This window comes from Tenacibaculum discolor (assembly GCF_003664185.1).
GTDB lineage: Bacteria > Bacteroidota > Bacteroidia > Flavobacteriales > Flavobacteriaceae > Polaribacter > Polaribacter discolor.
The window spans coordinates 155,812-181,446 of the sequence record NZ_RCCS01000009.1 but is presented as its reverse complement, the minus strand read 5'-3'; the positions used below and the strand labels follow the sequence as shown (position 1 = coordinate 181,446).

The 25,635-nt window shown below is 31.4% G+C and carries 19 protein-coding genes; 8 read left to right on the top strand and 11 right to left on the bottom strand.

Features of this window, described 5'->3' with window-relative positions; genetic code table 11:
• The first annotated feature begins 5 nt into the window (after positions 1 to 5).
• The 4 genes from C8N27_RS12920 to C8N27_RS12905 all read left to right on the top strand — a co-directional run bounded on the left by C8N27_RS12920 (position 6) and on the right by C8N27_RS12905 (position 10,194).
• Positions 6 to 575, top strand: coding sequence for a TetR/AcrR family transcriptional regulator (locus tag C8N27_RS12920; protein WP_099215578.1), 570 nt, complete (start codon positions 6 to 8; stop codon positions 573 to 575).
• Positions 576 to 724: 149 nt separating this feature from the next.
• On the top strand, positions 725 to 2,293 hold the full coding sequence (locus C8N27_RS12915) for an AraC family transcriptional regulator (RefSeq protein ID WP_147431740.1): 1,569 nt from the start codon (positions 725 to 727) through the stop codon (positions 2,291 to 2,293).
• 160 nt (positions 2,294 to 2,453) lie between these two features.
• Positions 2,454 to 9,275 carry a BspA family leucine-rich repeat surface protein gene (locus C8N27_RS12910; protein WP_121147825.1) on the top strand — a complete coding sequence of 2,274 codons (6,822 nt, stop codon included), beginning with the start codon at positions 2,454 to 2,456 and terminating at the stop codon, positions 9,273 to 9,275.
• A gap of 1 nt (position 9,276) precedes the next feature.
• Positions 9,277 to 10,194: a PorP/SprF family type IX secretion system membrane protein gene (locus C8N27_RS12905; RefSeq protein ID WP_121147823.1), complete on the top strand. Its 918-nt coding sequence runs from the start codon at positions 9,277 to 9,279 to the stop codon at positions 10,192 to 10,194.
• 19 nt (positions 10,195 to 10,213) lie between these two features.
• Here the strand turns inward: C8N27_RS12905 and C8N27_RS12900 are convergent, their stop codons facing one another.
• The 5 genes from C8N27_RS12900 to C8N27_RS12880 are packed head-to-tail and all read right to left on the bottom strand — an operon-like array spanning position 10,214 to position 14,530.
• Positions 10,214 to 11,023, bottom strand: coding sequence for a DNA/RNA non-specific endonuclease (locus C8N27_RS12900; RefSeq protein WP_099215577.1), 810 nt, complete (start codon positions 11,021 to 11,023; stop codon positions 10,214 to 10,216).
• Positions 11,024 to 11,467 (bottom strand): acyl-CoA thioesterase, encoded by a 444-nt coding sequence (locus tag C8N27_RS12895; RefSeq protein ID WP_099215576.1) that lies wholly within the window; start codon positions 11,465 to 11,467, stop codon positions 11,024 to 11,026.
• 34 nt (positions 11,468 to 11,501) lie between these two features.
• Positions 11,502 to 12,569 (bottom strand): ABC transporter permease, encoded by a 1,068-nt coding sequence (locus tag C8N27_RS12890; protein ID WP_121147820.1) that lies wholly within the window; start codon positions 12,567 to 12,569, stop codon positions 11,502 to 11,504.
• Positions 12,562 to 13,827, bottom strand: a complete 1,266-nt coding sequence (locus tag C8N27_RS12885; protein WP_099215574.1) for a mechanosensitive ion channel family protein — start codon at positions 13,825 to 13,827, stop codon at positions 12,562 to 12,564. Before C8N27_RS12885 ends, C8N27_RS12890 begins: the two co-directional genes overlap by 8 nt.
• 13 nt (positions 13,828 to 13,840) lie before the next feature.
• Positions 13,841 to 14,530, bottom strand: a complete 690-nt coding sequence (locus tag C8N27_RS12880) for a queuosine precursor transporter (RefSeq protein ID WP_121147818.1) — start codon at positions 14,528 to 14,530, stop codon at positions 13,841 to 13,843.
• Positions 14,531 to 14,595: 65 nt separating this feature from the next.
• Here C8N27_RS12880 and fabD point away from each other — a divergent pair, with 65 nt between their 5' ends.
• A complete protein-coding gene (gene fabD / locus C8N27_RS12875; protein WP_047790801.1) occupies positions 14,596 to 15,480 on the top strand; it encodes an ACP S-malonyltransferase in 885 nt (294 codons plus the stop codon).
• A 78-nt stretch (positions 15,481 to 15,558) separates the two neighbouring features.
• Here the strand turns inward: fabD and C8N27_RS12870 are convergent, their stop codons facing one another.
• The 3 genes from C8N27_RS12870 to C8N27_RS12860 form a co-directional block, all read right to left on the bottom strand.
• Positions 15,559 to 15,753: a hypothetical protein gene (locus C8N27_RS12870; RefSeq protein ID WP_028891267.1), complete on the bottom strand. Its 195-nt coding sequence runs from the start codon at positions 15,751 to 15,753 to the stop codon at positions 15,559 to 15,561.
• A gap of 273 nt (positions 15,754 to 16,026) precedes the next feature.
• Positions 16,027 to 16,428, bottom strand: a complete 402-nt coding sequence (locus C8N27_RS12865) for a hypothetical protein (protein WP_028891266.1) — start codon at positions 16,426 to 16,428, stop codon at positions 16,027 to 16,029.
• 16 nt (positions 16,429 to 16,444) lie between these two features.
• Positions 16,445 to 17,572 (bottom strand): DegT/DnrJ/EryC1/StrS family aminotransferase, encoded by a 1,128-nt coding sequence (locus tag C8N27_RS12860; protein WP_121147816.1) that lies wholly within the window; start codon positions 17,570 to 17,572, stop codon positions 16,445 to 16,447.
• Between the two features lie 196 nt (positions 17,573 to 17,768).
• Here C8N27_RS12860 and C8N27_RS12855 point away from each other — a divergent pair, with 196 nt between their 5' ends.
• Positions 17,769 to 20,192: an ATP-binding response regulator gene (locus C8N27_RS12855; protein WP_121147814.1), complete on the top strand. Its 2,424-nt coding sequence runs from the start codon at positions 17,769 to 17,771 to the stop codon at positions 20,190 to 20,192.
• Here C8N27_RS12855 and C8N27_RS12850 read toward each other — a convergent pair.
• The 3 genes from C8N27_RS12850 to C8N27_RS12840 form a co-directional block, all read right to left on the bottom strand.
• Positions 20,185 to 21,522: a sigma-54-dependent transcriptional regulator gene (locus C8N27_RS12850; RefSeq protein ID WP_121147810.1), complete on the bottom strand. Its 1,338-nt coding sequence runs from the start codon at positions 21,520 to 21,522 to the stop codon at positions 20,185 to 20,187. The genes C8N27_RS12855 and C8N27_RS12850 overlap by 8 nt on opposite strands.
• 115 nt (positions 21,523 to 21,637) lie before the next feature.
• The gene (locus C8N27_RS12845; protein ID WP_099215567.1) at positions 21,638 to 21,955 is read right to left on the bottom strand and encodes a hypothetical protein; all 318 of its coding nucleotides are present in this window, start codon (positions 21,953 to 21,955) and stop codon (positions 21,638 to 21,640) included.
• A gap of 60 nt (positions 21,956 to 22,015) precedes the next feature.
• Positions 22,016 to 22,324: a PepSY-like domain-containing protein gene (locus C8N27_RS12840; protein WP_121147808.1), complete on the bottom strand. Its 309-nt coding sequence runs from the start codon at positions 22,322 to 22,324 to the stop codon at positions 22,016 to 22,018.
• A gap of 251 nt (positions 22,325 to 22,575) precedes the next feature.
• On the opposite strand from C8N27_RS12840, the gene C8N27_RS12835 reads away from it, so the two are divergent.
• Positions 22,576 to 24,957: a penicillin acylase family protein gene (locus tag C8N27_RS12835; protein ID WP_121147805.1), complete on the top strand. Its 2,382-nt coding sequence runs from the start codon at positions 22,576 to 22,578 to the stop codon at positions 24,955 to 24,957.
• Positions 24,958 to 25,172: 215 nt separating this feature from the next.
• Positions 25,173 to 25,541, top strand: coding sequence for a hypothetical protein (locus C8N27_RS12830; protein WP_121147802.1), 369 nt, complete (start codon positions 25,173 to 25,175; stop codon positions 25,539 to 25,541).
• The last annotated feature ends 94 nt before the right edge of the window (positions 25,542 to 25,635 follow it).

The window sequence follows — 25,635 nt, the reverse complement described above, 5'->3', positions numbered from 1 at the left end:
TTACAATGAGTAATAGGTCTAAACTTATTAAGGTAGCCAAAGAAAAGTTTATAGCATTTGGCAGTAAGCATACCACAATGGATGAAATAGCTGAGTTACTCGGAATTTCAAAAAAAACTATTTATGCTTGCTTCTCATCAAAAGAGGAATTGATAATTGAAAGTATCAAAGAATTAATAAATGAATTCAAAATTGATACAGCACCTATTTTAAAGTCTGATAAATCAGCATTAAATAAAGTAATAGAAGTATACGGAGTGGTTTTTAAGTATGTAGTAAAATTTAAACCATCATTTATTTTTGGATTAAAAAAATACTACCCAAATGCTTACGAAGCTTATAAAGAAATTACTGCAGATGTTGTTTCTACAGATGTAATGAATCTTTTAGAAGAAGCTAAAAAGCAAGGAGAAATAAGACCTGATGTAGACCTTGAGTTATTTAGTAAGTTATATTTAAGCGGGCTGGAGAGTCGTTTGTTTGATGCAGATAATTTGTTTAACGATTACTCAAAAGAAGTACTATTAGAGTACATGATTATTAATAATTTAAACTCTCTAAAGCCCGTTAAATAAATACACAAATTTTTGTGGTTTTTGATAAGAAGTGTCATGTAGTATGTTATCACATCTGCAAGACACTTTTTTATGTTTGAAAATCAAATGGTTATTAAAAAGGAATAGAGAAAAGTTTTTGATGTATTTTTGTAGGAAACAAATAAAACTTGCTAAAAAAAATAATCACATATCTATTACTTAGTCTTGTAACCCAGTTGTATAGTCAGAATAAAGTAGATTCACAGTTTGCTGAAGTTCAGAAAAAAGCAGAGAGTTATTTAGAAAAACTACAAGAAAACTATAAGGAAGGAAACTACAAACTTCATAAGGTTTATAGTGATTCTCTTTATAATATTTCTAAAGAGAATAACCTAAAAGATCTACAAGTAAAAGCAATGGTTAATCAAGCAATAAGCTTGAACATGCAAACAAAGTATGTAGAAGGTATAGCATTGTATAAAGAAGCATTAGTTGTAGCAAAAACAATACAAGAAAGTAAACAAGCTGAAACTGTAGTGCTGGTTAATTTAGGAAACACATATAATAATGTTGAGCTTTATGAAAAAAGTATAGAAACCATGAAGAAGGTTTTAAAGCAAACTACCTATATGAAGAAACCTAACTTAATAAAAATGGCTGCGTTGAATGGTTTATCAACAAGCTACTCAGCTTTAAATAATGAGGGAAAATCACTGTTTTATGCGCAGCAAGTAAAAAAAATAGGAGAAGAAACAGGAAATGAAAGTATTGTTTTAACATCATTAAACCATATCAGTAGTTCGTATTATAAATTAGGAGAATATGAAAAATCAATTGAAATAGCTAATAGAGCTAGAAAATATAAGACTTTTGAAAAAAATACTAGAGTAAAAGCATGGATTTTTGTCAATTTAGGAGTCGCAAATTTAAAGTTAGAACATTACAATAAAGCGGAAGAATATTTAAAACAAGCATTAAGTATAGCTTCTGAAAAGAATATAGAAGAAATAGAAATGATATGTTATAAAAATCTAACTATAATATATCAAAAGCTAAACAAAACAACAGCTTATTTAAATGCAGAAAAGAAATATAACAAAAACCGAATAAGTTTTCTAAAGAATCAAAAGAAAGCTATTACAGAAGAGTTAAAAGCAGAAATTGGAGCAAGAGAAGAAACAGTTTTAGCACAAGAAAACACAAAAGCGCTACTTTCAGAACAACAAAAAAGTTTGTTGTGGTTTAGTGTGTTTTGTGTAATTGGTTTAGGAGGGGTGTTTTGGATTTACATAAAAAAGAATGAAGATAAAAGTGTTATAAAAGAAACAAATGAAATAACAGGAAAGATAAAAGAAGCTTCTGAAAAATATAAAAATTCCTCATTGTCAAAAGAAGATAGAGTTTCTTACCAGCAAAAAATATTAAAAGCAATAGAAGAAGAAAAGATATACTTAAATCACGATTTAACTCAAGCAAATTTTGCAAAAAAACTATCGTTAAGTAGCCACCATTTATCCGAAGTGTTTTCGTTTGAATTTGATAAAAATTTTTATCAACTTATCAATTCGTATCGAATAAAAGAAGCTAAAAAAATATTAGAAATACCTGCCAATAAAGATTATAAAATAATTGCTGTAGCCTACGATTCTGGTTTTAAAAGTAAAACAACATTTAACCGTGTGTTTAAAGAACAAACAGGTTATACTCCTACTGAGTACCGAAAAAAACTAATAAATAGGTTCCACTCTATAGAATGATACTTCTATAACAACAAACGGTTATATCTTGCGCCCTGTTATTTAATGGTATAGTCAAACAAAAAACACCTGTAATTTTTCAGGTGATTTTACTTCACTTGTTATGTTGTAAAATTAAAATAATTAATTAAGAAGAAGTTTAAAAATTAGATTAAAAAGAATGAGGAAATTTATCAGTAAGTTATTAAAGAGTAGTTTTACAGTACTTTTTTTAATTATAAGCAGTCAGTCGTTTTCGCAGTCGTTTACTTCTTTATGGAACACTGCAAATGTTAGCACTGATTCTTCTGCAGATAATGAAATAACCATACCAACAAATTCAGCTTATACATATTCTTATACTGTTGATTGGGGAGATGGAAATGTAGATTCAAATGTAACAGGAGATATTACTCACACCTACGCTACACAAGGGAATTATACTATTAAGATAGATGGTACGTTTCCTGCAATCTATTTTAACAATACTGGAGACGTTGACAAAATTATTGAAATATTGTCTTGGGGTACCATTCAATGGCAAAGTATGGAAAATGCATTCTATGGATGTTCAAACCTAAATTTTGATGCCATTACTCCACCAGATTTAAGCCAAGCTACTAGCTTACAAAATGCTTTTAGAGATTGTTCATTATTTAATGGTATTATGAATAATTGGAATATGAGCACCATAACTAATATTTCAGGGTTATTTATGAATTGCGAAATTTTTAATAGACCTTTAGATCAGTGGGACACATCTAGTATAATAGATATGTCTTACACTTTTTATAATGCAAGAGAATTCAACGAACCATTAGATAACTGGAATACATCAGCAGTAACTACTTTAGAAAACTTTTTATATAGAGCCCGTAAATTCAATCAAAATATTAACAACTGGAATGTAGCTAATGTTGTTAATATGGAAGGAGCCTTTTACGATACGAGTATTTATAATCAACCAATGAATAATTGGAATGTTAGTAATGTTATCAATATGGATAACACATTTAAAGGTTCTAGCTTTAATAGTCCAATAGATAACTGGGATGTAAGTAGCGTTACAACAATGGCGGGAATGTTTAGTCAATCTAAATTCAATCAATCCTTAAATAGTTGGAATGTTAGTAATGTTATTAATATGTCCAAGCTATTTTTTAGAAACAGAACTTTTAATCAACCTTTAAATAATTGGGATGTAAGTAATGTTACAAACATGTCGGGTATGTTTGATGGATGGGCTTGGGGAGCAGTTTTTAATCAACCTATAGGTAACTGGGATGTAAGTAATGTTACTGATATGAGTTATATGTTTCGAGATAACTCAGGTTTTAATCAACCTTTAAATAACTGGGATGTAAGTAATGTTGTTACTATGAGAGGAATGTTTGAAGGTGCTATTGATTTTAATAAGGATATTAGTTCGTGGAACATTAGTAAGGTTACCAATATAGAAAGTATGTTTGAAAGAACAGAAGCTTTCAATCAACCCTTGAATATTTGGGATGTGAGCAATATTACTAATATGCGTAATATATTCCAACGAGCAGAAGCTTTTAACCAACCTTTAAATACTTGGGATGTAAGTAATGTCACTGATTTTCAGTATATGTTTGATAGGGCTACATCCTTTAATCAAGATATAAGTGGTTGGGAAACGGGAAATGTTAGAAACATGTCTTATATGTTTAATCAAGCTACCTCATTTAATCAAAACCTAGGAAGTTGGGATATATCTAAGGTAACAAGTATGACAAATATGTTATCGAATAGTGGTGTCTCTCAAGAGAATTATGATAATATTCTTATAGCTTGGGATGCTCAAGCAGTTCAAAACAACGTTGATTTAGGAGCGACGAATCTTAATTATTGTGATGCATTAAACCAGAGACAGAGTTTAATTGATAATAACGGTTGGACTATATCTGGAGATATTGTAAACTGTTCTTATGTATTATGTACGCAAATAACAATGCCACAAAACGGAGATGCCAATGTCCCTGCTAATAGTGATATTCGTTGGAACCCAGCACCTAATGCAAAAGGATATAGAATTAGTGTAAGAAGAGAAAACGGAGCGACTTCACAGGTTATATATAATAATGAAGATGTAGGAAATGTTGTAGGAGTCGATTTTACCAATGAATTTATAGCAGGAGATACTGTATATGTAACAGTTGTTCCTTATAACGATGAAGGACCAGCTACAGGTTGTCAAGAAATTAGTTTTACTGTAATCGAAAGTTGGGCAAATAGTCCAGATGCATTTAAACTTACCTATGATACAAGTATACAATCTTCATTCACTACACCAACAAATCAGTTAAGAATAGAAACAAATTCAGGTTATCCAAAATATCTTACGTACAATTATTCTATAGATTGGGGAGATGGACAATATAACCATAATGTTGCAGGTGATATTACACACACATATCTTACACCAGGGATTTATACAGTAAGTATTATTGGTGTTTTTCCTTCTCCGAAGCATGAAACTATTGGAGACTCTGACAAGTTATTGTCTATAGATCAATGGGGAACACAAGTTTGGGAAAGCATGCACGAAGCTTTTGAAAGTTGTGCAAATATGGAGTACAATGCCACAGATATTCCTAATCTAAGCAATGTAACGGATATGGAAAGAATGTTTAGTTCATGCAGAAAATTTAATGGAAACATAAATAATTGGAATGTTAGCAATGTAACCAACATGCGTGGTATGTTTAGCGGAACCTCAATTTATAACCAACCACTTAATAACTGGGATGTGAGTAATGTTACTAATATGAATTATATGTTTGGTAGTGCTGTAGAGTTTAATCAAGATATAGGGAATTGGAATACCGGAAATGTTATAAATATGGGAGGTATGTTTCAGAATGCAGAAGTATTTGATCAGAATCTTAATAATTGGAATGTAAGTAATGTTACAGATATGAGTAGTATGTTTGAAAGAGCAGAAGCATTTAACCAGCCACTTGATAACTGGGATGTAAGCAATGTTACCAATATGTCTGAAATGTTTAATGGTTTTATTTCAAATATGGCTTTTAACCAAAATATAGATAATTGGGATGTAAGTAATGTTACAGATATGTCTGAAATGTTTCAGAGATGTGTTGATTTTAATCAGCCTTTAAATTCTTGGAATGTAGGTTCTGTTACAAATATGACTTCGATGTTTGAAAGCGCATCTGTATTCGATCAACCACTAGATAGTTGGAATGTATCTAAGGTTACTAGCATGGAGAGTATGTTTCAAAGCGCTGGCAATTTTAATCAAAATATAAATAGTTGGAATGTAACCAATGTAACGAACATGAGTTTAATGTTTTACAATGCTCAAATGTTTGACCAACCGTTAAATTCTTGGGATGTAGACTCAGTAGTTAATATGTCAGGGATGTTCCGAAGAGCAGAGGTGTTTAATCAACCATTAAATAATTGGGATGTAAGTGCTGTTGCTAATATGAGCCAAATGTTTCAACAAGCCACAGTTTTTAATCAACCATTAAATTCTTGGAATGTAAGCTCAGTAACGTTAATGCCTTCAATGTTTGAAGAAGCTATTGCTTTTGATAACCCGTTGGAAAACTGGAATGTTTCAGTAGTTACAAACTTTGAAGCAATGTTTAAAGATGCAGAAATATTTAACCAACCTTTAGGAAATTGGAATACAGGCGAAGCACAAACGATGGCTGAAATGTTTTATGGAGCGTCTAAATTTAATCAAGATATTAATAACTGGAATGTATCTTTTGTAACCACCATGCAAGAAATGTTTCGGGGAGCAACATCTTTTAATAGATCTTTAGATTCATGGAATGTAGCATCTGTAACTAACATGCAAGGAATGTTTTACGGAGCAAAAGCTTTTGATGATGCTATTGGAAGTTGGAATATCAGGAGAGTAACCACCATGCAAGATATGTTTAATGGTGCAATAAACTTTAATCAACCTATTAATAATTGGAGACCAACAGCAGTGACAAACATGGATAGAATGTTTCAAGGTGCAAGTTTGTTTAATCAATCTTTAAACCAATGGTTATTAAATACGGTATCTATGAACGCTATGTTTAATAACGCTACAGCTTTTAATCAAGATTTAGGTGATTGGAATATTAGTGGTGTAACCACCATGCAAAATATGTTAGATAATACAGCTCTTACCAGAGTAAATTATGACAATACGCTTATTGCATGGTCTGAACAAACACTAACACCTGGAATAAATCTAGGAGCTAACACTCTTCCATATTGTGATGCTGTAGAAGAAAGACAATCAATGATTGATGATTTTGGATGGTCTTTTACAGGTGATGTCTTAGATTGTCCTATTCCAGAATGTACACAGTTAATAGCTCCTTTAAATGGAGCAACAGATGTTCCTGTAAATACCAATTTAACTTGGGAATCTGTTTTGTATGCACGTGAATATGCTTTAACAATTAGAATTGAACCATCTGGAACCATAATAAATGAAACTGTTGTAAATGCTACCACTTATGAATTTGCTACAGATTTTTCAGGAGGAGAAACAGTTCATGTTACTATTGTACCTTCAAACGAAAATGGAGATGCGGTAGGATCTTGTTCAGAAGAAAGTTTTACCCTGTCTACAACTCCATCAACAGTACCAAATTGTACCAATTTAACCTTACCACTTGCTGGCGGTACAGATATACCTGTAAGTACAAATTTAGAATGGAATGTTATAAGCAATGCAGATGGGTATAGGCTTACAGTAGGAACCACTTCTGGAGGATCAGATATTCTTAATAGTATTGATGTAGGTAATAGTACAACATACGATTTACCTGTAGATTTACCAGAAGATACCGATATTTTTGTAACTATAACTCCTTATAATGATAAAGGAGATGCAATAAGTTGTGGAGAAGAATCTTTTAAAACAGAGTTTATTCCAGTAGTACCTAGTTGTACAAGTTTAATAAATCCTATAAATGGTTCAACGAATGTTCCGTTGAATACTGATATTTCTTGGAATGAAATTGCAGAAGCAACAGGATATTTAGTAAGTGTAGGAATTACTCAAGGAGGAATAGAAGTTGTGAATAGTATTGATGTAGGAAACACTACTTCGTATAGTTTTATCCAAGATCTACAAGAAAATAGAATACATTATGTTCGTATAATTCCATACAATGATGTAGGTGACGCTGCAGGTTGTGTAGAAGAAAGTTTTACTACAGGAGATGCAGTTGTAAATGTGCCAAATTGTACCACAATTAGAGTTCCAAGTAACGGAGCAACGAATGTTAGTGTTAACACTGGAATCAGTTGGGATGCAGTAGCTGATGCAGATGGATATTATCTGTCAATTGGAACAACTTCAGGTGGAACTGATATTGTAAATACTGAATCAGTAACAGGGACGAGTTACACACTAGCTAGTGATTTACCAGAAACAACAACAATTTATGTTTCGGTAATTCCGTACAATTCGGTAGGAAGTGCCACAGGATGCTCAGAGATTAGTTTTACAACCGAAGAATTACCAACAGCACCGAATTGTACAACAATCACAGTTCCAAGTAACGGAGCAACGAATGTTAGTGTTAGTACAGGAATTAGTTGGGACGCGGTAGCTGATGCAGATGGATATTACCTGTCAATCGGAACAACTTCAGGTGGAACTGATATTGTAAATAATGAATCAGTAACAGGAACGAGTTACACACTAGCTAGTGATTTACCAGAAACAACAACAATTTACGTGTCGGTAATTCCATATAATTCGGTAGGAAGTGCCACAGGATGTTCAGAGATTAGTTTTACAACCGAAGCATTACCAACTGTACCAAACTGTACAACAATCACAGTTCCAGGTAACGGAGCAACGGATGTTAGTGTTAGTACAGGAATTAGTTGGGACGCAGTAGCTGATGCTGACGGATATTACCTGTCAATTGGAACAACTTCAGGAGGAACAGATATTATAAATAATGAAGTAGTAACAGGAACGAGTTACACACTAGCTAGTGATTTACCAGAAACGACCACAATTTATGTCTCGGTAATTCCATATAATTCTGTAGGAAGTGCTACAGGATGTTCAGAGATTAGTTTCACTACAGAAACATTACCAACAGCACCGAATTGTACAACAATCACATTTCCAAGTAACGGAGGAATGAATGTTAGTGTTAGTACCGGAATTAGTTGGGACGCAGTAGCTGATGCTGACGGATATTACCTGTCAATTGGAACAACTTCAGGAGGAACAGATATTATAAATAATGAAGTAGTAACAGGAACGAGTTACACACTAGCTAGTGATTTACCAGAAACGACCACAATTTATGTCTCGGTAATTCCATATAATTCTGTAGGAAGTGCTACAGGATGTTCAGAGATTAGTTTCACTACAGAAACATTACCAACAGCACCGAATTGTACAACAATCACATTTCCAAGTAACGGAGGAATGAATGTTAGTGTTAGTACCGGAATTAGTTGGGACGCAGTAGCTGATGCAGATGGATATTACCTGTCAATTGGAACAACTTCAGGCGGAACTGATATTGTAAATAATGAATCAGTAACAGGAACGAGTTACACACTAGCAAGTGATTTACCAGAAACGGCCACAATTTATGTCTCGGTGACTCCTTATAATTCTGTAGGAAGTGCTACAGGTTGTTCAGAAATTAGTTTTAGAACAGAAGAAGGTTTAGTAGGAGAAACTAAATATGGTTTTTCTCCGAATGGTGATGGAGTAAATGACTTTTGGGAAATAAAAGGAATTGAAGAATATCCTAACAATTCAGTAACTGTTTTTAATAGGTGGGGAGATATGGTGTTCCAGATAAAAGGATATGATAACCAGTTTAATGTTTTTAGAGGTGTTGCCAATAAGCTAACAAGTATGGGAGGTGATAAGTTACCAACAGGAACATACTTTTTCAATATAAAAATTTCAACAGAAGGGAAATCAAAAGAAACAAAAGGGTTTTTAGTTTTAAAAAGATAAGATGAAAGAGATAAGGAACTATATTTTACTATTTATTTTTATGATGGTATTTCAGAATAATTGGGGACAACAGACGGCTTTGTATCCAGAGTATAATTATAATCCGTTTATTATAAATTCGGCTTATACAGGAATGTCAGATGGAGCAGAAATTACACTTAGCAATTACGGTTATATAAATAGTATTGAAGGAAGTCCCAGAACATTATCATTAAGTTTTCATTCTCCTATAGCTAGGAAGAAAATGGGAATAGGTGGGGCTATTGTAAGAGACAAAATAGGTGTGAGCACTTATACAAATGCATATGCTGCATATTCGTATAAAATATTTTTTGATACTGAGATTGATAGACCTTATTGGCAGCATTATAATGAACATGTAATATCGTTTGGACTAACAGCAGGAGTACAGCAGTTTCATGAAAATCTATTAGAGCTAGGAATTACTGATGATATAGAGTTTTCAGAAAATATGAATGTAACTGTGCCAACTGTTGGGGTTGGGTTTTTGTACAATCATGCAGATTTTTATGCAGGAATTTCACTACCAAACCTTTTAGGAGATAAACTAGCATCAAGAGATGATTTAGATATATCAAATCCTGTTTATGGTTATTTTGGGTATCGTTTTTTTACCAATAGATTTGAGGAAGTAATGATTAAGCCTAGTGTTTTCTTAAAGTATGAAGGTGGAGCGCCTATGCAGATTGATGCAAATGTTGCAGTTAACTATAAAAACAAAATCGAAATAGGTACTGGTTATCGAAGTAGCTCTTCAATTAATTTTATGGCAGGTATTTATGCTCTAAAAAACTTAAAGTTTGTGTATTTCTACAATGCTGCGTTTAGCGATTCAGTGTTAGGAAATAGTCATGGAGTTGTTCTATCGTATGTTTTTGAGAAAAAACGTAGGTACTAAAAGGAGTATTATAGAATTGTTACCTAAAACTCCAATTTTTATAATTAGCAGAAGCCTCTAGTTGATTTTCAATATTATCAGGTAATTCAGGGAAGAAATCAATACCTGTTTTTTGTTCTAATTCATCAATAGAAACCACAAAATCAGATAGAGGTTTGTTGCTTTCCTTATGTGGAAGTAAAAAAGCGATGGCTTTAATTTCAGGCTGAGTATAATCTAGTAAAACCTTATAAAAATAATTAGGAACACTTACTTTTTCCTTTCCTATAGTTTTCAAATTAGGTTCTAAAATACCACCAGTAACAACATACAAGTGATTATACTTTTTTGCCCAATAACGAGTTTTTTGTTCTAGTTTATTCCAAATACCAGCGTTAAATTCATGGTTTTGCGGAGAAATGTTAGAGGTGTAAAAAGTTTCATCATGAGCACTTTTAGAGGCACGTCTATCACCAGCAGGACATAAGTGTCCTTTGTCATAACCAGACCTTTTATAATTTCTCCAATCCGCAGATTTTGTTTTAACCTTAGGATCTATAATAAAAAACGGACGTTTACGATTGGTATAAACAATATCACTTTTATCTAAAGGGTAAGCAACCCATTCGGCTTGTTCGTGTTTTTCGCTATATGATAACTGGTAGCCATTATGTTTTATAATGACTCCAGTTGTTGAGGTAGGAAAGTAATTGAAGTTATTAGTTTTATTGCTAGTTGTTTCTGTTGTAGATTGAGAAGAACTATTAGCTTCTTCTTTCTGTTGTAACCAATAACCAACAAGCAAAGCAACAATGGTAATAACAACTTTTATTTTCCTTGAAGTACTCATTTAATTACTTAATACAATTTCTTTAAAATCTTCAGTTTTTTCAACTTCATTAAAAATTTCTTGAAACTTAATAGGAGGTACTGTTAATTTACGCTTAACTAAATCTAACCAAGCACCATAAACAGTTATAATTGCAGAGAGTTTACCTGCTTGATTAAAAACTTCATGTTGAATTTTCCAACGTTCACCTTTTCCAGATAAACCAGTAACCTTTAAGTTAACAGTTATGTCTTCTCCCATGTGTATTTCACGTAAAAACTTAGTATTCTCTTCAAATAAAATAGGACCAACGTTTTCTTTTGTGAAATCTTGAACAGTTACATTATGCTCTTTAAAAAAACGCAAACGTAATTCAGCAGCATAGTCATTATATGCGGTATGGCGCATGTGTATATTGGCATCAAAATCTGCCCATCGTGTTTTAAACTCAACACTAAAACTCATATCAAAAAAATTTAAGAAAGCGAATTTACAAATTTTATGCTTTCACATCCAAAGCATCACGAAGTGTATTTCCAATTAACATAAAAGCCATTACTAAACTCATAATTGCTAATCCAGGAATCAATGCTAAAAATGGTTTGCCTAAAATGATATAATTATAATGATTTTTAATCATAGCACCCCAAGAAGGAGTAGGAGGTTGGGCTCCAATACCTAAAAAACTCAGTCCACTTTCAATTAAAATAGCAGCTGCAAAATTTGCGGCGGAAATTACAATGATAGGAGCTAAAATATTAGGTAAAATATGTTTGAAAATAATTCTAAAATCAGAAAAACCTAAAGCTTTGGCAGCTTCTACATATTGCTGCTGCTTAGTAGTAATTACTTGACCACGCACTACACGGGCAACTTCTACCCACATAGTTAGACCTACAGCAATAAAAACCTGCCAAAAACCTTTTCCTAAAGCCAATGTAATAGCTATTACTAGTAAAAGTGTTGGAATAGACCAAGTGATATTGATAATCCACATAATAAAATCATCAATTTTTCCACCAAAATAGCCTGCAATAGCGCCAATAGGAATTCCTATTAAAAGTGAAATAAATACAGCTATAAACCCAATAAAAAATGAAATTCTAGCCCCAATTAATAACCTGCTTAATAAGTCACGACCATATTTATCAGTTCCTAAATAAAACGTTTTTTGCTGAATGTACTTTTCGTAGGAAGAGGGAAACTCTTTTGGTAAACCATCGGAGTATTTAATAACTTCTAACTGATTATTTTTAACAGAAAATGATTTTATAGGTATTTCTGTTGATGAATTTTGTTTTCCCTTCATAAAAACAGAAAACCAAGATTGTTGATTTTTTACTTCTGAAGGAATACTTAATAGTTGAACAGAAAATCCAGGAGGTTTCGAGTGAATTTCTAAATGCATTTGATTGGCAGAGTTACTGTTATCAGGAGCTAAAACATAGCAAAAAACAGCAATAAATCCGCATAAAACAATATACCAAAAACTAAATATACCTGTTTTACTACGTTTAAATTTTTGGATGGCTATTTGCCATAAAGATGTACCTGTATTATTATTCACTCTTTTGTATTTCTTTCAAGTTATTGACATCAATACTTGATGGATTTTGAAAAACTTCCAAATCAAAATATTTTACAGAAGCCAAAATATGATCAAAAATGTTCGCCATAACACGTTCATAATCTACCCAATTTTTTTCTCTACTAAACGCATAAATCTCTAGCGGAATTCCATTAGGAGTTGGCTCTAACTGACGAGACATTAATAACATGTCTTGATTAATTTTGGGGTGATTCTCAATGTATTTATCTAAATAAATTCTGAAAGATCCAAAATTGGTAAGGTTTCTACCATTTAGAATAACCGATTTATCTACGTTATTTTCTTCATTATATTTTTTAACCTCTTTACTACTTTCTTCTATGTAATCAGAAATTAATTCAATCTTTTTAAAACGTTCAATATCTTCATCGGTAAGAAAGTGGATGCTATTTATTTTAATTAAAATTGATCGCTTTATACGTCTACCACCTGAGGTGTTCATTGTTCTCCAGTTCTTAAAAGAATCAGAGGTTAAATAGTAAGTAGGAATACTGGATATTGTATTGTCAAAATTTCTAATAATTACTGAAGTAAGATTAATTTCAACTACATCACCATCGGCACCATATTTTTCCATGGTAATCCAATCTCCAATTCTAACAGTATCATTTACCGCCACCTGAATACTTGATACAAAACCAAGAATGGTGTCCTTAAAAATTAATAATAATACAGCTGAAAAAGCTCCTAAAGCAGTTAAAAATCTAATTAAAGGTTTGCCCGTTAGTACAGAAAAAGATAAAATAGCAGCAATTAACCACAACATTACCATAAAGATTTGCACATAGCTTTCTAAGGGTTTGTCTTTGAAAGCATTTGTGGTGCGAAGAAAATCTTTAATGCTCAGTAAAATACTACGTATAAACCAAACAATAGCAAAAATAATGGCAATAGTAACAATACGTTCAGCGTAATTAAACAAGTGAGGAAAATCAACTAAAAGGTCTTTTAAAAAATTAAAAACAATTGTAAGAATAACAATTCTAGAAAGGTTTAAAAATGTTTTGTTTTTAATAAGCATATCATCAAAACTAGTTGATGTTTTTGCAGCCATTTTATTCATCGTTCTTTTACCAAAATACCTAAAAATTTTGAATAGGATGTAGCCTAAAATTCCAAACACAATTAAGTTTGCGAATAAATTCAGATAACTAGAAAGTGTCTCTGAAAGTGAAAAATGTTCTTTAAAAATTCTATAAAAAAACTTGTTTAACATAAGTAGTGTCAGGTTAAAATTCTGTGATTTCTTCTCCCATTTTTAAGCCGAACTTTTTTCTAAACCAATATACAACAGCATACAAAATAGGAGTGTCCAGAGCTGCTATTATGACTTTGAATAAAAAACCGCTAAGTAAAAGGCTACCAAAAATACTCCAAGGAAGTATTTTAAAAGAACTCAATAAAAATAATACGGTAAAAGTATCTATAAATTGTGACAAAAAGGTAGAAAAGTTATTTCGAAGCCATAAATGCTTTCCTTTAGTTAGCCTTTTCCAAAAATGAAAAATACGAATATCTATAAACTGAGCAGCTAAGTAAGCTAACATAGAAGCTAATACTGCTAAAGGAGAAAGCCCAAAAACCTTTGTAAAAGTTTCATTTCCTATAGGGGAGTTATCAATTGCAGGAGCGTAATCAGCTACTAAAATAATTAACATTGAAAAAAAGGAAGCAAAAATACCTGCTACAACAACTTGATTGGCTTTTTTTTTACCATAAATTTCAGAAAGAATATCAGTAATTAAAAAAGTAATAGGATAAGGAAGTATTCCAACAGATACTTCAAAACGAAATAAATTAAGAGGTTCCCAATAAAAAAACTTCTGAAAAATTAGGTTTGAAGTTACAAGAGAGGCTATAAATAACGAAGCTAAAACTAGGTAAATAAGTTGTGCTTTAGATTTTTGTTGTACAGTCATAAAACGAAGATAGTAATTTTAAAAGTTGTATGTTTGCAAGGTTAAATAAACAACAAAACAAACAAATGAAAGCGTATATTTTTCCAGGTCAAGGAGCACAATTTACAGGAATGGGGTTAGATTTATATGAAAACTCTCCATTAGCTCAAGAACTTTTTGAAAAAGCAAATAATATATTAGGTTTTAGTATTACCGACGTAATGTTTGAAGGTACTGCTGAAGAATTAAAACAAACTAAAGTAACGCAACCTGCTATCTTTTTACATTCAGTAATTTTAGCAAAAGTTTTAGGAGATGATTTTAAACCAGAAATGGTTGCAGGTCACTCTTTAGGAGAATTATCAGCATTAGTAGCTAATGGTGTATTGTCTTTTGAAGACGGATTAAAATTAGTTTCTAAACGTGCTTTAGCAATGCAAAAAGCATGTGAAATTCAACCATCTACTATGGCAGCTGTGTTAGGATTAGAAGATGCTGTAGTTGAAGAAGTTTGTGCTTCGATTGATGGAGTAGTGGTAGCAGCAAATTATAACTGCCCAGGGCAATTAGTAATTTCTGGTGAAGTTGAAGCAGTTGAAAAAGCTTGTGAAGTATTAAAAGAAAAAGGTGCGAAGAGAGCGTTACTTTTACCAGTAGGAGGAGCATTTCATTCACCAATGATGGAGCCAGCTCGTGAAGAATTAGCAGCAGCTATTGAAGAAACTACTTTTAACGAACCTATTTGCCCAGTATACCAAAATGTGGTAGCAAAAGCAGTAACAAATCCTGCTGAAATTAAAGAAAATTTGATAGCACAATTAACAGCTCCAGTAAGATGGACGCAATGTGTGCAAGCAATGATTGCTGATGGTGGTGCTGAGTTTGTTGAAGTTGGTCCTGGTAAAGTATTACAAGGATTAATGCGTAAAATTGATAGAAGTGTAGCTGCTAGTGGTGCTTCTTTAGCATAAATAGTAAAAACAAAATATAGTATAGAAAAATCCCGTTCCTTTGGAACGGGATTTTTGTTTTTGTGAAAAAGAAAGTTATTATTTAGCTAAAACACAGTCTTCACAATCTTTAACTTCACCATAATAGGTTTCTCTGTATTTGTGTACCGTTTCAAGCGGTATAATATTTAAAAACATTTTTTTAATGTAGGTAACATTAGTATGAAGTTTACCCATTTTTCTTGAAAATCGTTTTTCTAAACGTGTTTCTCTTTTAATTTTAATCAATTTCATTATTCTAGTATCATTTAATTAGGGTACAAAACTAAAAAGCTTAAAGCGTGATGTCAATTAATAAACGTTAAAACATTAAAAATCAGCTAATAAATATGTGTTCTTAAATTTGAAGTGTACTATTTTAAGAATATGATAATAGGAAGTGTAAACAATTCACAAATTAGAAATGTAAAAAAGCTGATTTTAACAGAAATGAATAAAAAATCACTCAAAATTGATTAAAAATAATCAAAAATGAGTGATTTTAATGTTTTTTTTTGTAAGAAACGACTAGTTTCTAATATCTAGTATTTTGAATATTTGTGCTTTTTTTGGAGCTAAGAGAATTAAATAAATTAATAAGATTACTCCTAGCAGCAAAAAGTCTGGTTTTAAAATTAAAATCAAAAAACAAGCACCTTCAATAATAGCCCATCTTACTATAGAAGCAGTTTGGTAAATAGCAAATTTCTCCTCATTACTAGCATCTTTTTGGATTTTGCTTAACATGTTTTTAAACATAAAGTTACTAGCAACATAAGCTATTGCAGGAATAAAAGCATAGAATAAAGAAGAATTATCAATCACCATGTCGAACATAATCTTAAAATTACCTAAAATGGTAAAAGCAAGAGTAATACCGGCAACTAAGGCAAGGTGGATAATTTTTAAAGTTTTAATTTTTTGATCCATAAGGTTTCAGTCCAAATTATTGAATAAAATCATTTATAGTTTTAGTAATAAATGCTAATTGTTCTTCATCTAATTCGGTATGCATTGGTAATGAAATGACTTCATCAATCAATTGGTTAGTTACTGTAAAGTCATCTTCATTATATCTATCATCTTTATATGCTTTTTGAGCATGTAACGGAACTGGGTAATAAATAGCATTAGGAATTCCGTTATCTAATAAATGTTGATGTAGTTCATTACGTTTTCCGTTAGTAATTCTTAATGTATATTGATGGAAAACATGCGTAGTAAAATCACTAATAGTTGGTGTGATAATATTTGGGTTGTTAGCAAATGCGTTTGAATAATATTCAGCAGCTTTTCTACGAGCATCACAATAACTGTCTAATAAAGGTAACTTAGCTTTTAATACAGCTGCTTGAATAGAATCTAAACGAGAATTTACTCCAACTACATCATGGTAGTAGCGTTTGTACATTCCGTGATTAACCATTCCGCGAAGCGTATGTGCTAATTCATCATTATTGGTAAAGATAGCACCACCATCACCATAGCAACCTAAGTTTTTAGAAGGGAAGAAAGAGGTAGTACCAACATCACCCATAGTTCCTGCTTTCTTCTTTGTTCCGTTAGAAAAAGTATAATCTGCTCCAATGGCTTGGGCATTATCTTCTATTACAAATAAGTTGTGTTCTTTAGCAATTTCTAAAACAGCTTCCATATTTGCACACTGGCCAAATAAATGCACAGGAACAATAGCTTTTGTTTTAGGAGTAATTGCCTTTTTTAAAGCTTCAATGTCAATATTAAAAGTATCTGGTTCAACATCAACTAAAACAGGTGTTAATTTTAATAAACCAATTACTTCAACTGTTGCAGCAAATGTAAAGTCAGCAGTAATTACTTCATCACCTTGCTCTAAACCTAAGCCCATCATGGCTATCTGTAAAGCATCAGTACCATTAGCACATGGAATTACATGCTTAATGCCTAGATAATTTTCTAAATCAGCTTGAAATTCATGAACGTACGGTCCGTTAATATATGCTGAAGAATTTAGAATTTCTTGAATTGAGGTATCAACTGTATCTTTTATTTTTTGATATTGACTTTGTAAGTCAACCATTTGAATTTTTCTCATTTTGACATGATTTTATAGACATCAAAAATACAAACTATCTTTCATTGTTAAAGGGTCTTTATAGAAAATAATAAGAGTAATAAGCCTATGTTTTGTATTAGTATTATACAGTGTGTTTAATATATGAATTATAAAGCAACAAAGACTAAGTATTGTCGTTTTGTACAAAAGAGAAATTAAGGTTACGTGTTACTTAATGAAGACATCTAAACATAAAATAGCATTTAAGGTTTTAATAGGTTACGCCACTTTGGCGGTTTTAGCAGTTGTTTCAGGAATTTTGTTGTTCTCTGAAATTAAAACATATATAGAAATACAAAAACAAGGTGTTTCCGATAGAAATAATATTATACAAACAGGAGGTTTAATTGCTGATATATATGAAAATGAAAACCTAGGAAGAGCTGCTATTCAGTTGAATTCTTATAAACGATATAATGAGTATGTAACGGAAAATAAATTGTTACTAAAAAAGATTGATTCAATTAACTTCTTAGCGAAAGATGTATCAAAAAAAACAATTTTAGATAGTGTTAAGTTAGTTTTAAATAAAAAACGAAAAAACATAACAAGTCTAAGGAGATTAAACCAAAGAAATGCTTCCGAAAAATCTATCAATGAAGCCATAGACAAACTAGGTTCTATAGACTCACTACTTGGAAAAGGTTCGGTAAAAGATCTTGTTGATAACCCTGAAGTTTTTAGTAAAAAAACAGGGTTAAGTTTAGAAAGGTACTTAAAATTATTTGATAGAGAAGATGAAGAAAAACCCGTTAATGCTGAAGAGCAAAAACAAATAGATTCTTTAGTTTCAGCTTCTAAAGAAATACTTCAAAAAGCTCAAAGAGAAACAACTATTAAGCGGAGGTTTTTGCGAATAAAAGAAAGGGAGTTAATAGAAAACGATATCACAATATCAAGAAAATTACGGGAGGTTTTAAGTGTGCTTGAAAGAGACGTTATTTTCAATGCAAATCAAGCTCATAAAAAACATGAAGAAACGCTTGGGCGTAGCAAGAATATAATTCTTTTAGCTACGGGAGTTGGTTTTGTTATCATCGTACTTTTCTCAATAATAATTTTAAATGATTTCTGGAGAAGTCAGCATTATAGGCAAGAATTAGAAAGTGCGAATGAAATTACCTCGTCGCTTTTAAAAAGTAGAGAGCAGTTAATATCTATGGTTAGTCACGATTTGAGGACTCCGCTAAGTACAATTACTGGCTTTAGTGAGTTGTTGCAAAAATCTATAGCTAATACTAAGGAGAAAAACTATGTAGTGCACATACAAAATGCATCGGTTTACATGGGACAGCTTGTAGGTGACCTTTTAGAGTTTTCCAAATTAGAAAACGGTAAAATAACTATTGAGGCTATTCCTTTTGATTTAAAGAGAAATATAGAAGAAGTGGTAAATAGTGCTAAAAATCTTGTTCAAAACAAGCCCGTTTTAGTAAATGTGAAACATGATGAAAAAATAAACTCATTAATTGTTAGTGATCCTTTTAGAATAAAACAAATACTATATAATTTAGTAACCAATGCCTGTAAGTTTACAAAAGAAGGTTCAATAACAATGCAAAGTAAATTAAGAACAGTAAAAGAAAAGAGTTATGTAGAAATTGCTGTAATTGATACTGGAGTAGGAATAGGTAAAGACAAACAAGAAAAAGTGTTTAAAGAATTTACACAAGTGCACGAAAAAGAGAATGGTCAAAATGGATTTGGTTTAGGTTTAACTATTTCTAGAAGATTAGCTGAGCTTTTGGGAGGATCCTTGACTTTGCAAAGTAGCATAGGGAAAGGAAGTAGATTTTCATTGTTTGTACCTGTTACTTTTGCTGAAGAAAAACCAAAAGAATATGAAGCAAATTATCAAAAAGAGATGCTCAACATTCATGCAGTAGTGGTTGAAGATGATACTTCTTTGAGATCATTGTTAAAGAATGTTTTAAAAGGATTTGGAGTTACAGTATCTTCTTTTAGTAATGCGCAAGAAGCACTGAATGAAATAGATAATGTTGCTTATGATTTGGTTTTGACTGATATTCAGCTTCCTAAAATGAATGGTATCCATTTTATGGAGACTTTAAAGAAGCATAATTCCTATAAAGGTCAGCCCATCGTAGCAATGACTGGAAGGGCGAATTTATCAGAAAGTGAATATATTAAAAACGGCTTTTCAGATGCGTTAATTAAACCTTTTCATTCTAAAAGATTAAAAGAAATTTTACAACAATTTTTTGATTTTAAAATCCAAGATAATGATGTAATCAATAGTTACATTGATAACAAGAAAACAAATAGTTTTGATATTACTACCTTGAAAACATTTTTTAATAATGATGAGGTAGAGATAAATAAAACTTTAGAATCCTTTTTAAAAGATACAGAAGAGAATTTATTGTTATTAAAGAAATATGTTAAAGAGAATGATTTGCAGGGATTCAATAATGTTAGTCACAAAATGTTGGGAATGTCAAAGCAACTAAAAGCGACTAAATTAATCGCTTTTTTAGAAGAATTTGAGGTTAGTGATGGGATAAACAAAACTTCATGGAGGGATTTTGAAAAAGAGTTAAAAATCTTTTTAAAAGAAGTAAAAAATTATCTTAACTAATATTGTACTCTTTCAATTTATTATACAGGGTTTTTCTGGTAATGTTTAAAAGTTTTGCAGCTTTAGTTTTGTTATTTCCAGCCTCATGTAAAGCCCTAATAATAAGTTTTTTTTCATTTTCTTTAGTAGAAAAATCATTAGGTAAACTGTATTGATCTTCAGTGTTTTTTAACTCTTCAGGTAAAACTTCTTTTTCTATAATTTCAGTTTGAGATAAAAGTGTAGCTCTTTTTATAACATTAGATAATTCTCGTAAGTTTCCAGGCCAATTATATTGTTGAAATAAAGCTAGGACTTCCTGAGAAAATCCAGCAATTGATTTGTTGAGTTGTTTGTTAGCCTTTTCTAAGAAGAAATCAGCGTATAAAATTAAATCATCTTTTCTATCTTTTAAACTAGGAACCTTTATAGAAAATTCATTTAAGCGATGGTATAAATCTTCTCTAAAATTACCTTTTTCAACAGCTAATAATAAATCTTCATTGGTCGCTGTAATCAAACGAATATCTACCATAATTTCTTTACTACTTCCAACAGGCTTAATCTTCCTTTCTTGCAAAGCACGTAATAATTGTACCTGACTTTCATAGTTCAAATTTCCAACTTCGTCTAAAAAAAGAGTTCCTCCGTTTGCTGCTTCAAAATGGCCTATTTTATCATTTATAGCTCCTGTAAAAGATCCTTTTTGATGTCCAAAGAACTCACTTGAAGCAATTTCTTTAGGTATAGCTCCACAATCTACAGCAATAAATGGTTTGTCTTTACGTAAACTTTGGGTGTGAATTGTGCTAGCAACAACTTCCTTACCTGTACCACTTTCACCTGTAATGAGAACAGACATGTCAGTTGGAGCAACTAAATGAATGTGTTCATATAGGCTTTTAGAAGCTGCACTTATACCAGAAACAATATTAGAATTTGAATTCGAAACTTTTTTGTCTTCTTTTTTGGTCTCAGTAATTTTTTCAGCTTTAACTTCAAGAGCATTACTAATTACTTCTAAAACTTCATCAGGGTTAAAAGGCTTAGAAATATAATCAAAAGCACCTTGTTTCATAGCCTGTACTGCTGTTGAAACTTCTGCATAACTCGTCATTAAAACAACAGGAATCTTACTATCGGTATTTTTACTTTGTTTCAATAAATCAATACCATTTCCATCAGGAAGACGTAAATCAGTAAAAATTAAATTATAGGAATGTTTTTTTAAGAGAGTGAAAGCATTTTTAATAGTATAACTAACCTCTACAGTGTATTGATGTCGCTCTAAGAAATGTTTTAACATATTAGAAAAAGTAACATCATCCTCTATTAGTAAAATCTTTTTCATAAAAAATGTTTATTCTAAATTGTTTGTATAGTATAAGCTCTTTGTAAAAAACAAAAAGAGCGTTTTACATGAAAACGCTCTTTCGTCAATAAAATTGAGGAGGGAAATAAAAAAATTACTTTTTTGAATTGTTAACTTCTTTTTCGTCTAATAAGTTACCTTCTTTGTCAGTATAAATAGTTTTGGTTGTGTTATTTACACTAATCTCTAATTTGTACTGCTCTTTTTCGTTAACAAAAGCTTTACTTAAGTTAGCTTTAGGGAAGCTTTCCTTAATAGAGTTTACTAATGTTGCTGGTAACTTGTCTAAAGAGATTTCTTGGAATCCATCTACAACTGTATGAACTGGAGTAATAGGGGAAATAGTATTGTTTACTGTTGCATAAGTTGAAACACCTGCTAAGATTGCTACTGCTAAGATTAATTTTTTCATGACATTAAGTTTTAAGTTATAATTATTTAATATTGTAATACAACAAGGGGAATATGTGTGTTATTTTACGTCTTTAGCGTCTAATAAGTTACCTTCTTTGTCAGCAAAAAGAGTTTTGTTTTCGTTTTCTAAGCTAATCTCTAATTTATATTGCTCGTTTTCGTTAACAAAAGCTTTGCTTAATTTACCTTTAGGAAAACTTTCTTTTACAGATTTTACTACTGCTGCTGGTAATTTATCTAAAGAAACTTCTTTAAAACCTTTTTCTACAACTGTGTGAACAGGAGTAATAGGAGAAGTAGTAGTGTTTGTTGTTGCGTAAGTTGAAGCTCCTGCTAAAATAGCTGCTGCTAAGATTAAATTTTTCATGATATTAAGTTTTTAAGTTATTTACTGTTTGCTTGTTATATTGAAATAAATATGCCATCAACTTTAATAAAACAACAAAAGGTAGTAACGTATTGTTTTTTAGATATTTATTGTTTTTTTAAGTTTTAAGAGGGGTGTTTTTTATGTGTAAAAAGTGTGTAAACAAATAATTAAAGTGTGTAAAAACTATACGATTTACTCAGAAGATAAACAATAAATAATTCTGTTATCTTTGAAGAAAATCATCCCTAATGAAGTTATTTAAAAAGTCTTTAAAAATTGTTCTATTACTTTTAGTGTTACTAAGTGTTGGAGTTTGGTTATTTACAAAAACCTTACATCCTACGTATAAAGGAGAGTTAGCATTAGCTAATATTTCAGATAAAGTTACGGTGTATTATGATGAGGTTGGAGTGCCTCATATCAATGCGCAAAATCAACTAGATGCTTATACTGCTTTAGGGTATGTGCATGCTCAAGACCGATTGTGGCAAATGGAACTAATCAGAAGAATTGCAGCAGGAAGATTAGCAGAAGTTTTTGGAAAAGATTTGGTAAGAGTAGATAAATTTTTCTCTGGATTAGGAATTGAAGAAGCTGCCGAAAAAACGATTCAAGAATTAGATAAAAATTCAGAAACTTATAAATTAACGGAAGCTTATTTAAACGGAATTAATCAGTTTATTAAAGAAGGAGCAACACCATTAGAATTTTATTTAGTAGGATTGGATAAAGAAAACTATACAGTTAAAGATGTATATAATGTTTTTGGTTACATGGCATTTAGTTTTGCAATTGCACATAAAACCGATCCGCTGTTAACTGAAGTAAAAGAAAAGTTAGGTGAGCCCTATGTAAATGAATTGTTGAACTCTTTCAATAAGAATTTAACATTAAACAAAACAACGAATAAAAAAGCGATTAAAGCAGAAATGTCTATAGCGGTAAGCAAGATTATAGATCAGTTGCCAATAGCACCTTTTATAGGAAGTAATTCTTGGGTAATTGCACCCCCTAAAACCAAAAACGGTAAGGTGATTTTTGCTAATGATCCGCATATTAATTTTTCGCAGCCTTCAGTTTGGTATCAAAACCATATAAAAACTCCTGATTTTGAAATTTACGGATTTAATTTAGCGTTGATGCCATTTCCGTTATTAGGACATAATAAAGAGTATGCTTACGGATTAACAATGTTGGCAAATGATGATTTGAATTTTTATATGGAAGAAAACAATCCTGAAAATCCGTTGGAATATAAAACTCCAGAAGGATTTAAAAAGTATAAGTTGTTAAACAAACACATAAAAGTTAAAGGAGGAAAAGACACCACGTATCAAGTAAAAGAAAGTAAGCACGGACCAATTATGAATGGACTGATAGAGCATATTACTAATGATAGACCCGTGGCAATGAACTGGATTTATACGCAGTTGCCAAATAAATTATTGGAAGCTTCATATAAAATGTCGCATGCAAATTCGTTAGAAGATTTTAAAACAGGAACTGCTCAAATACACGCACCAGGACTAAATGTAATGTATGGTGATGCCAAAGGAAATGTAGGTTGGTTTTCCTCAGCAAAACTATATGAGTTAAGAGATAGTTTATCTTCTAAAATGTATTTAAACGGAGCTTCTGGTAAAGATGAAATTGTAGAGTATTTGGAATTTAAAGAAAATCCGCAAGCAGAAAATCCGAGTTGGAATTATGTGTATTCAGCAAATAATCAACCTGATTCAGTAAGAGGAAAATTGTATCCTGGATACTATCAGCCTGAAGATAGAGCGAAGAGAATTGTTCAGTTATTAGAACCTAAAAACGATTTTACTAAACAAGATGTTGCTGAAATGATTTACGATGTAACCTCGCCTGTAGTTCCAGAAATTGGAAGAGAATTGTTAAAAAGTGTGGATAAATCATCACTTTCACCTTCAGCCAAAAAAGCATATTCGGTGTTAGAAAACTGGAATGGAGAATATTTAAAAACCAATGTAGCTCCGACTATTTATAATCGATTTTTATATGAATTTTTAACTGCTACTTACAAAGATGAATTGGGTAAAAGTTTTCAGTTATTTATCGATACCCAGTTACAAGATCAGGTGCTAGCGCAACAAGCTAAAAGAAAACAATCAGTTTGGTGGGACGATATTTCAACGACAGATAAAGTTGAAACTAGAAATGAAATAATAACAACAGCTTTTCAAAAAGCAATCACATTTTTACAAAATCAATTAGGAGAGAATGTAGAAAATTGGACGTGGAATCGCGTAATTTCAGTGGAATACGAACACGCTATTGGTAAAGCAGGTGGTTTGTTGCGTAAGTTTTTCAATGTAGGTCCATTTGAAACCATTGGAGGAAATGAGGTGATTAACAACCAGATTTTTAAGTTAGATAGTACAGGAGTATATAAAATTCACGGAGGGCCTTCAACACGTAGAGTCATTGACTTTTCTGATGTAGAAAATAGCATTGCTATTTTACCAACTGGGCAATCAGGAAATGTATTCAGTCCGTATTACAAAGACCAAGCACAAAAATATGTAGATGGTGAGTTTGTAAAAATGATTCTCAATGAAGCAGCTATAAAGAAGAGCACAAATAAATTGATGTTTTTACCGAAGTAGTACAATTGTTTATGCGCTAGCGCGAGCACATTGCTCGTGACGGTATGAGTAAGTAAAGAGTGTAAATAAAAATAAGATATTATGATAGCGATTAGAATTATAGAATTTTAGAAAGCACAAGCGAGATGCTTGCGCTAGCAGGGGGCAAGGTGCTATAAAAGGAATGGAATATATTTTTACTACAGCAGGTATGAGTGGGACTAAATTATTTGGAGATGGATTTAATAAATAAATTAAAAAAAGAAGAAATAGAAGGAAAGTTAATAGCTATTATAATTTTAATTATAGCTGTTGGATATATGCTGTTTCAATCTTACAAAGATAATGAGATTGAAAGATATAAAGAAAAGACTACAGGTAAAGTTGTGGATTTTATATATGAGGCAAGATTAGATTATGGTCTGATATATGAGTATTATGTAAATAATAAACGTTATACAAATCAGATAGGAGTAACTTTTTTTAAATGTGATGATGGAAGAAAAGGATGTATCGGAAGTGAATTTACTGTTTTTTATTCTTCAAGAAACCCTAAGTTTAGTAAAATTGATTTAGGAAAGTATAATGAATATCAAAAGGATTAAATAGTGATTTTCCCTCGCTAGCGCGAGCATCCTGCTCGTGACGGTATGAGTAAGAATAGATAGGGAAAGAGAAAGATGAATATAAACTATAAAT

Coding starts and splice junctions, on each gene's coding strand:
- C8N27_RS12920 (WP_099215578.1), top strand. CDS start 6: ATGAGTAATAGGTCTAAACTTATTAAGGTAGCCAAAGAAAAGTTTATA.
- C8N27_RS12910 (WP_121147825.1), top strand. CDS start 2,454: ATGAGGAAATTTATCAGTAAGTTATTAAAGAGTAGTTTTACAGTACTT.
- C8N27_RS12905 (WP_121147823.1), top strand. CDS start 9,277: ATGAAAGAGATAAGGAACTATATTTTACTATTTATTTTTATGATGGTA.
- C8N27_RS12900 (WP_099215577.1), bottom strand. CDS start 11,023: ATGAGTACTTCAAGGAAAATAAAAGTTGTTATTACCATTGTTGCTTTG.
- C8N27_RS12895 (WP_099215576.1), bottom strand. CDS start 11,467: ATGAGTTTTAGTGTTGAGTTTAAAACACGATGGGCAGATTTTGATGCC.
- C8N27_RS12885 (WP_099215574.1), bottom strand. CDS start 13,827: ATGTTAAACAAGTTTTTTTATAGAATTTTTAAAGAACATTTTTCACTT.
- C8N27_RS12880 (WP_121147818.1), bottom strand. CDS start 14,530: ATGACTGTACAACAAAAATCTAAAGCACAACTTATTTACCTAGTTTTA.
- fabD (WP_047790801.1), top strand. CDS start 14,596: ATGAAAGCGTATATTTTTCCAGGTCAAGGAGCACAATTTACAGGAATG.
- C8N27_RS12870 (WP_028891267.1), bottom strand. CDS start 15,753: ATGAAATTGATTAAAATTAAAAGAGAAACACGTTTAGAAAAACGATTT.
- C8N27_RS12865 (WP_028891266.1), bottom strand. CDS start 16,428: ATGGATCAAAAAATTAAAACTTTAAAAATTATCCACCTTGCCTTAGTT.
- C8N27_RS12860 (WP_121147816.1), bottom strand. CDS start 17,572: ATGAGAAAAATTCAAATGGTTGACTTACAAAGTCAATATCAAAAAATA.
- C8N27_RS12855 (WP_121147814.1), top strand. CDS start 17,769: ATGAAGACATCTAAACATAAAATAGCATTTAAGGTTTTAATAGGTTAC.
- C8N27_RS12850 (WP_121147810.1), bottom strand. CDS start 21,522: ATGAAAAAGATTTTACTAATAGAGGATGATGTTACTTTTTCTAATATG.
- C8N27_RS12845 (WP_099215567.1), bottom strand. CDS start 21,955: ATGAAAAAATTAATCTTAGCAGTAGCAATCTTAGCAGGTGTTTCAACT.
- C8N27_RS12840 (WP_121147808.1), bottom strand. CDS start 22,324: ATGAAAAATTTAATCTTAGCAGCAGCTATTTTAGCAGGAGCTTCAACT.
- C8N27_RS12835 (WP_121147805.1), top strand. CDS start 22,576: ATGAAGTTATTTAAAAAGTCTTTAAAAATTGTTCTATTACTTTTAGTG.
- C8N27_RS12830 (WP_121147802.1), top strand. CDS start 25,173: ATGGATTTAATAAATAAATTAAAAAAAGAAGAAATAGAAGGAAAGTTA.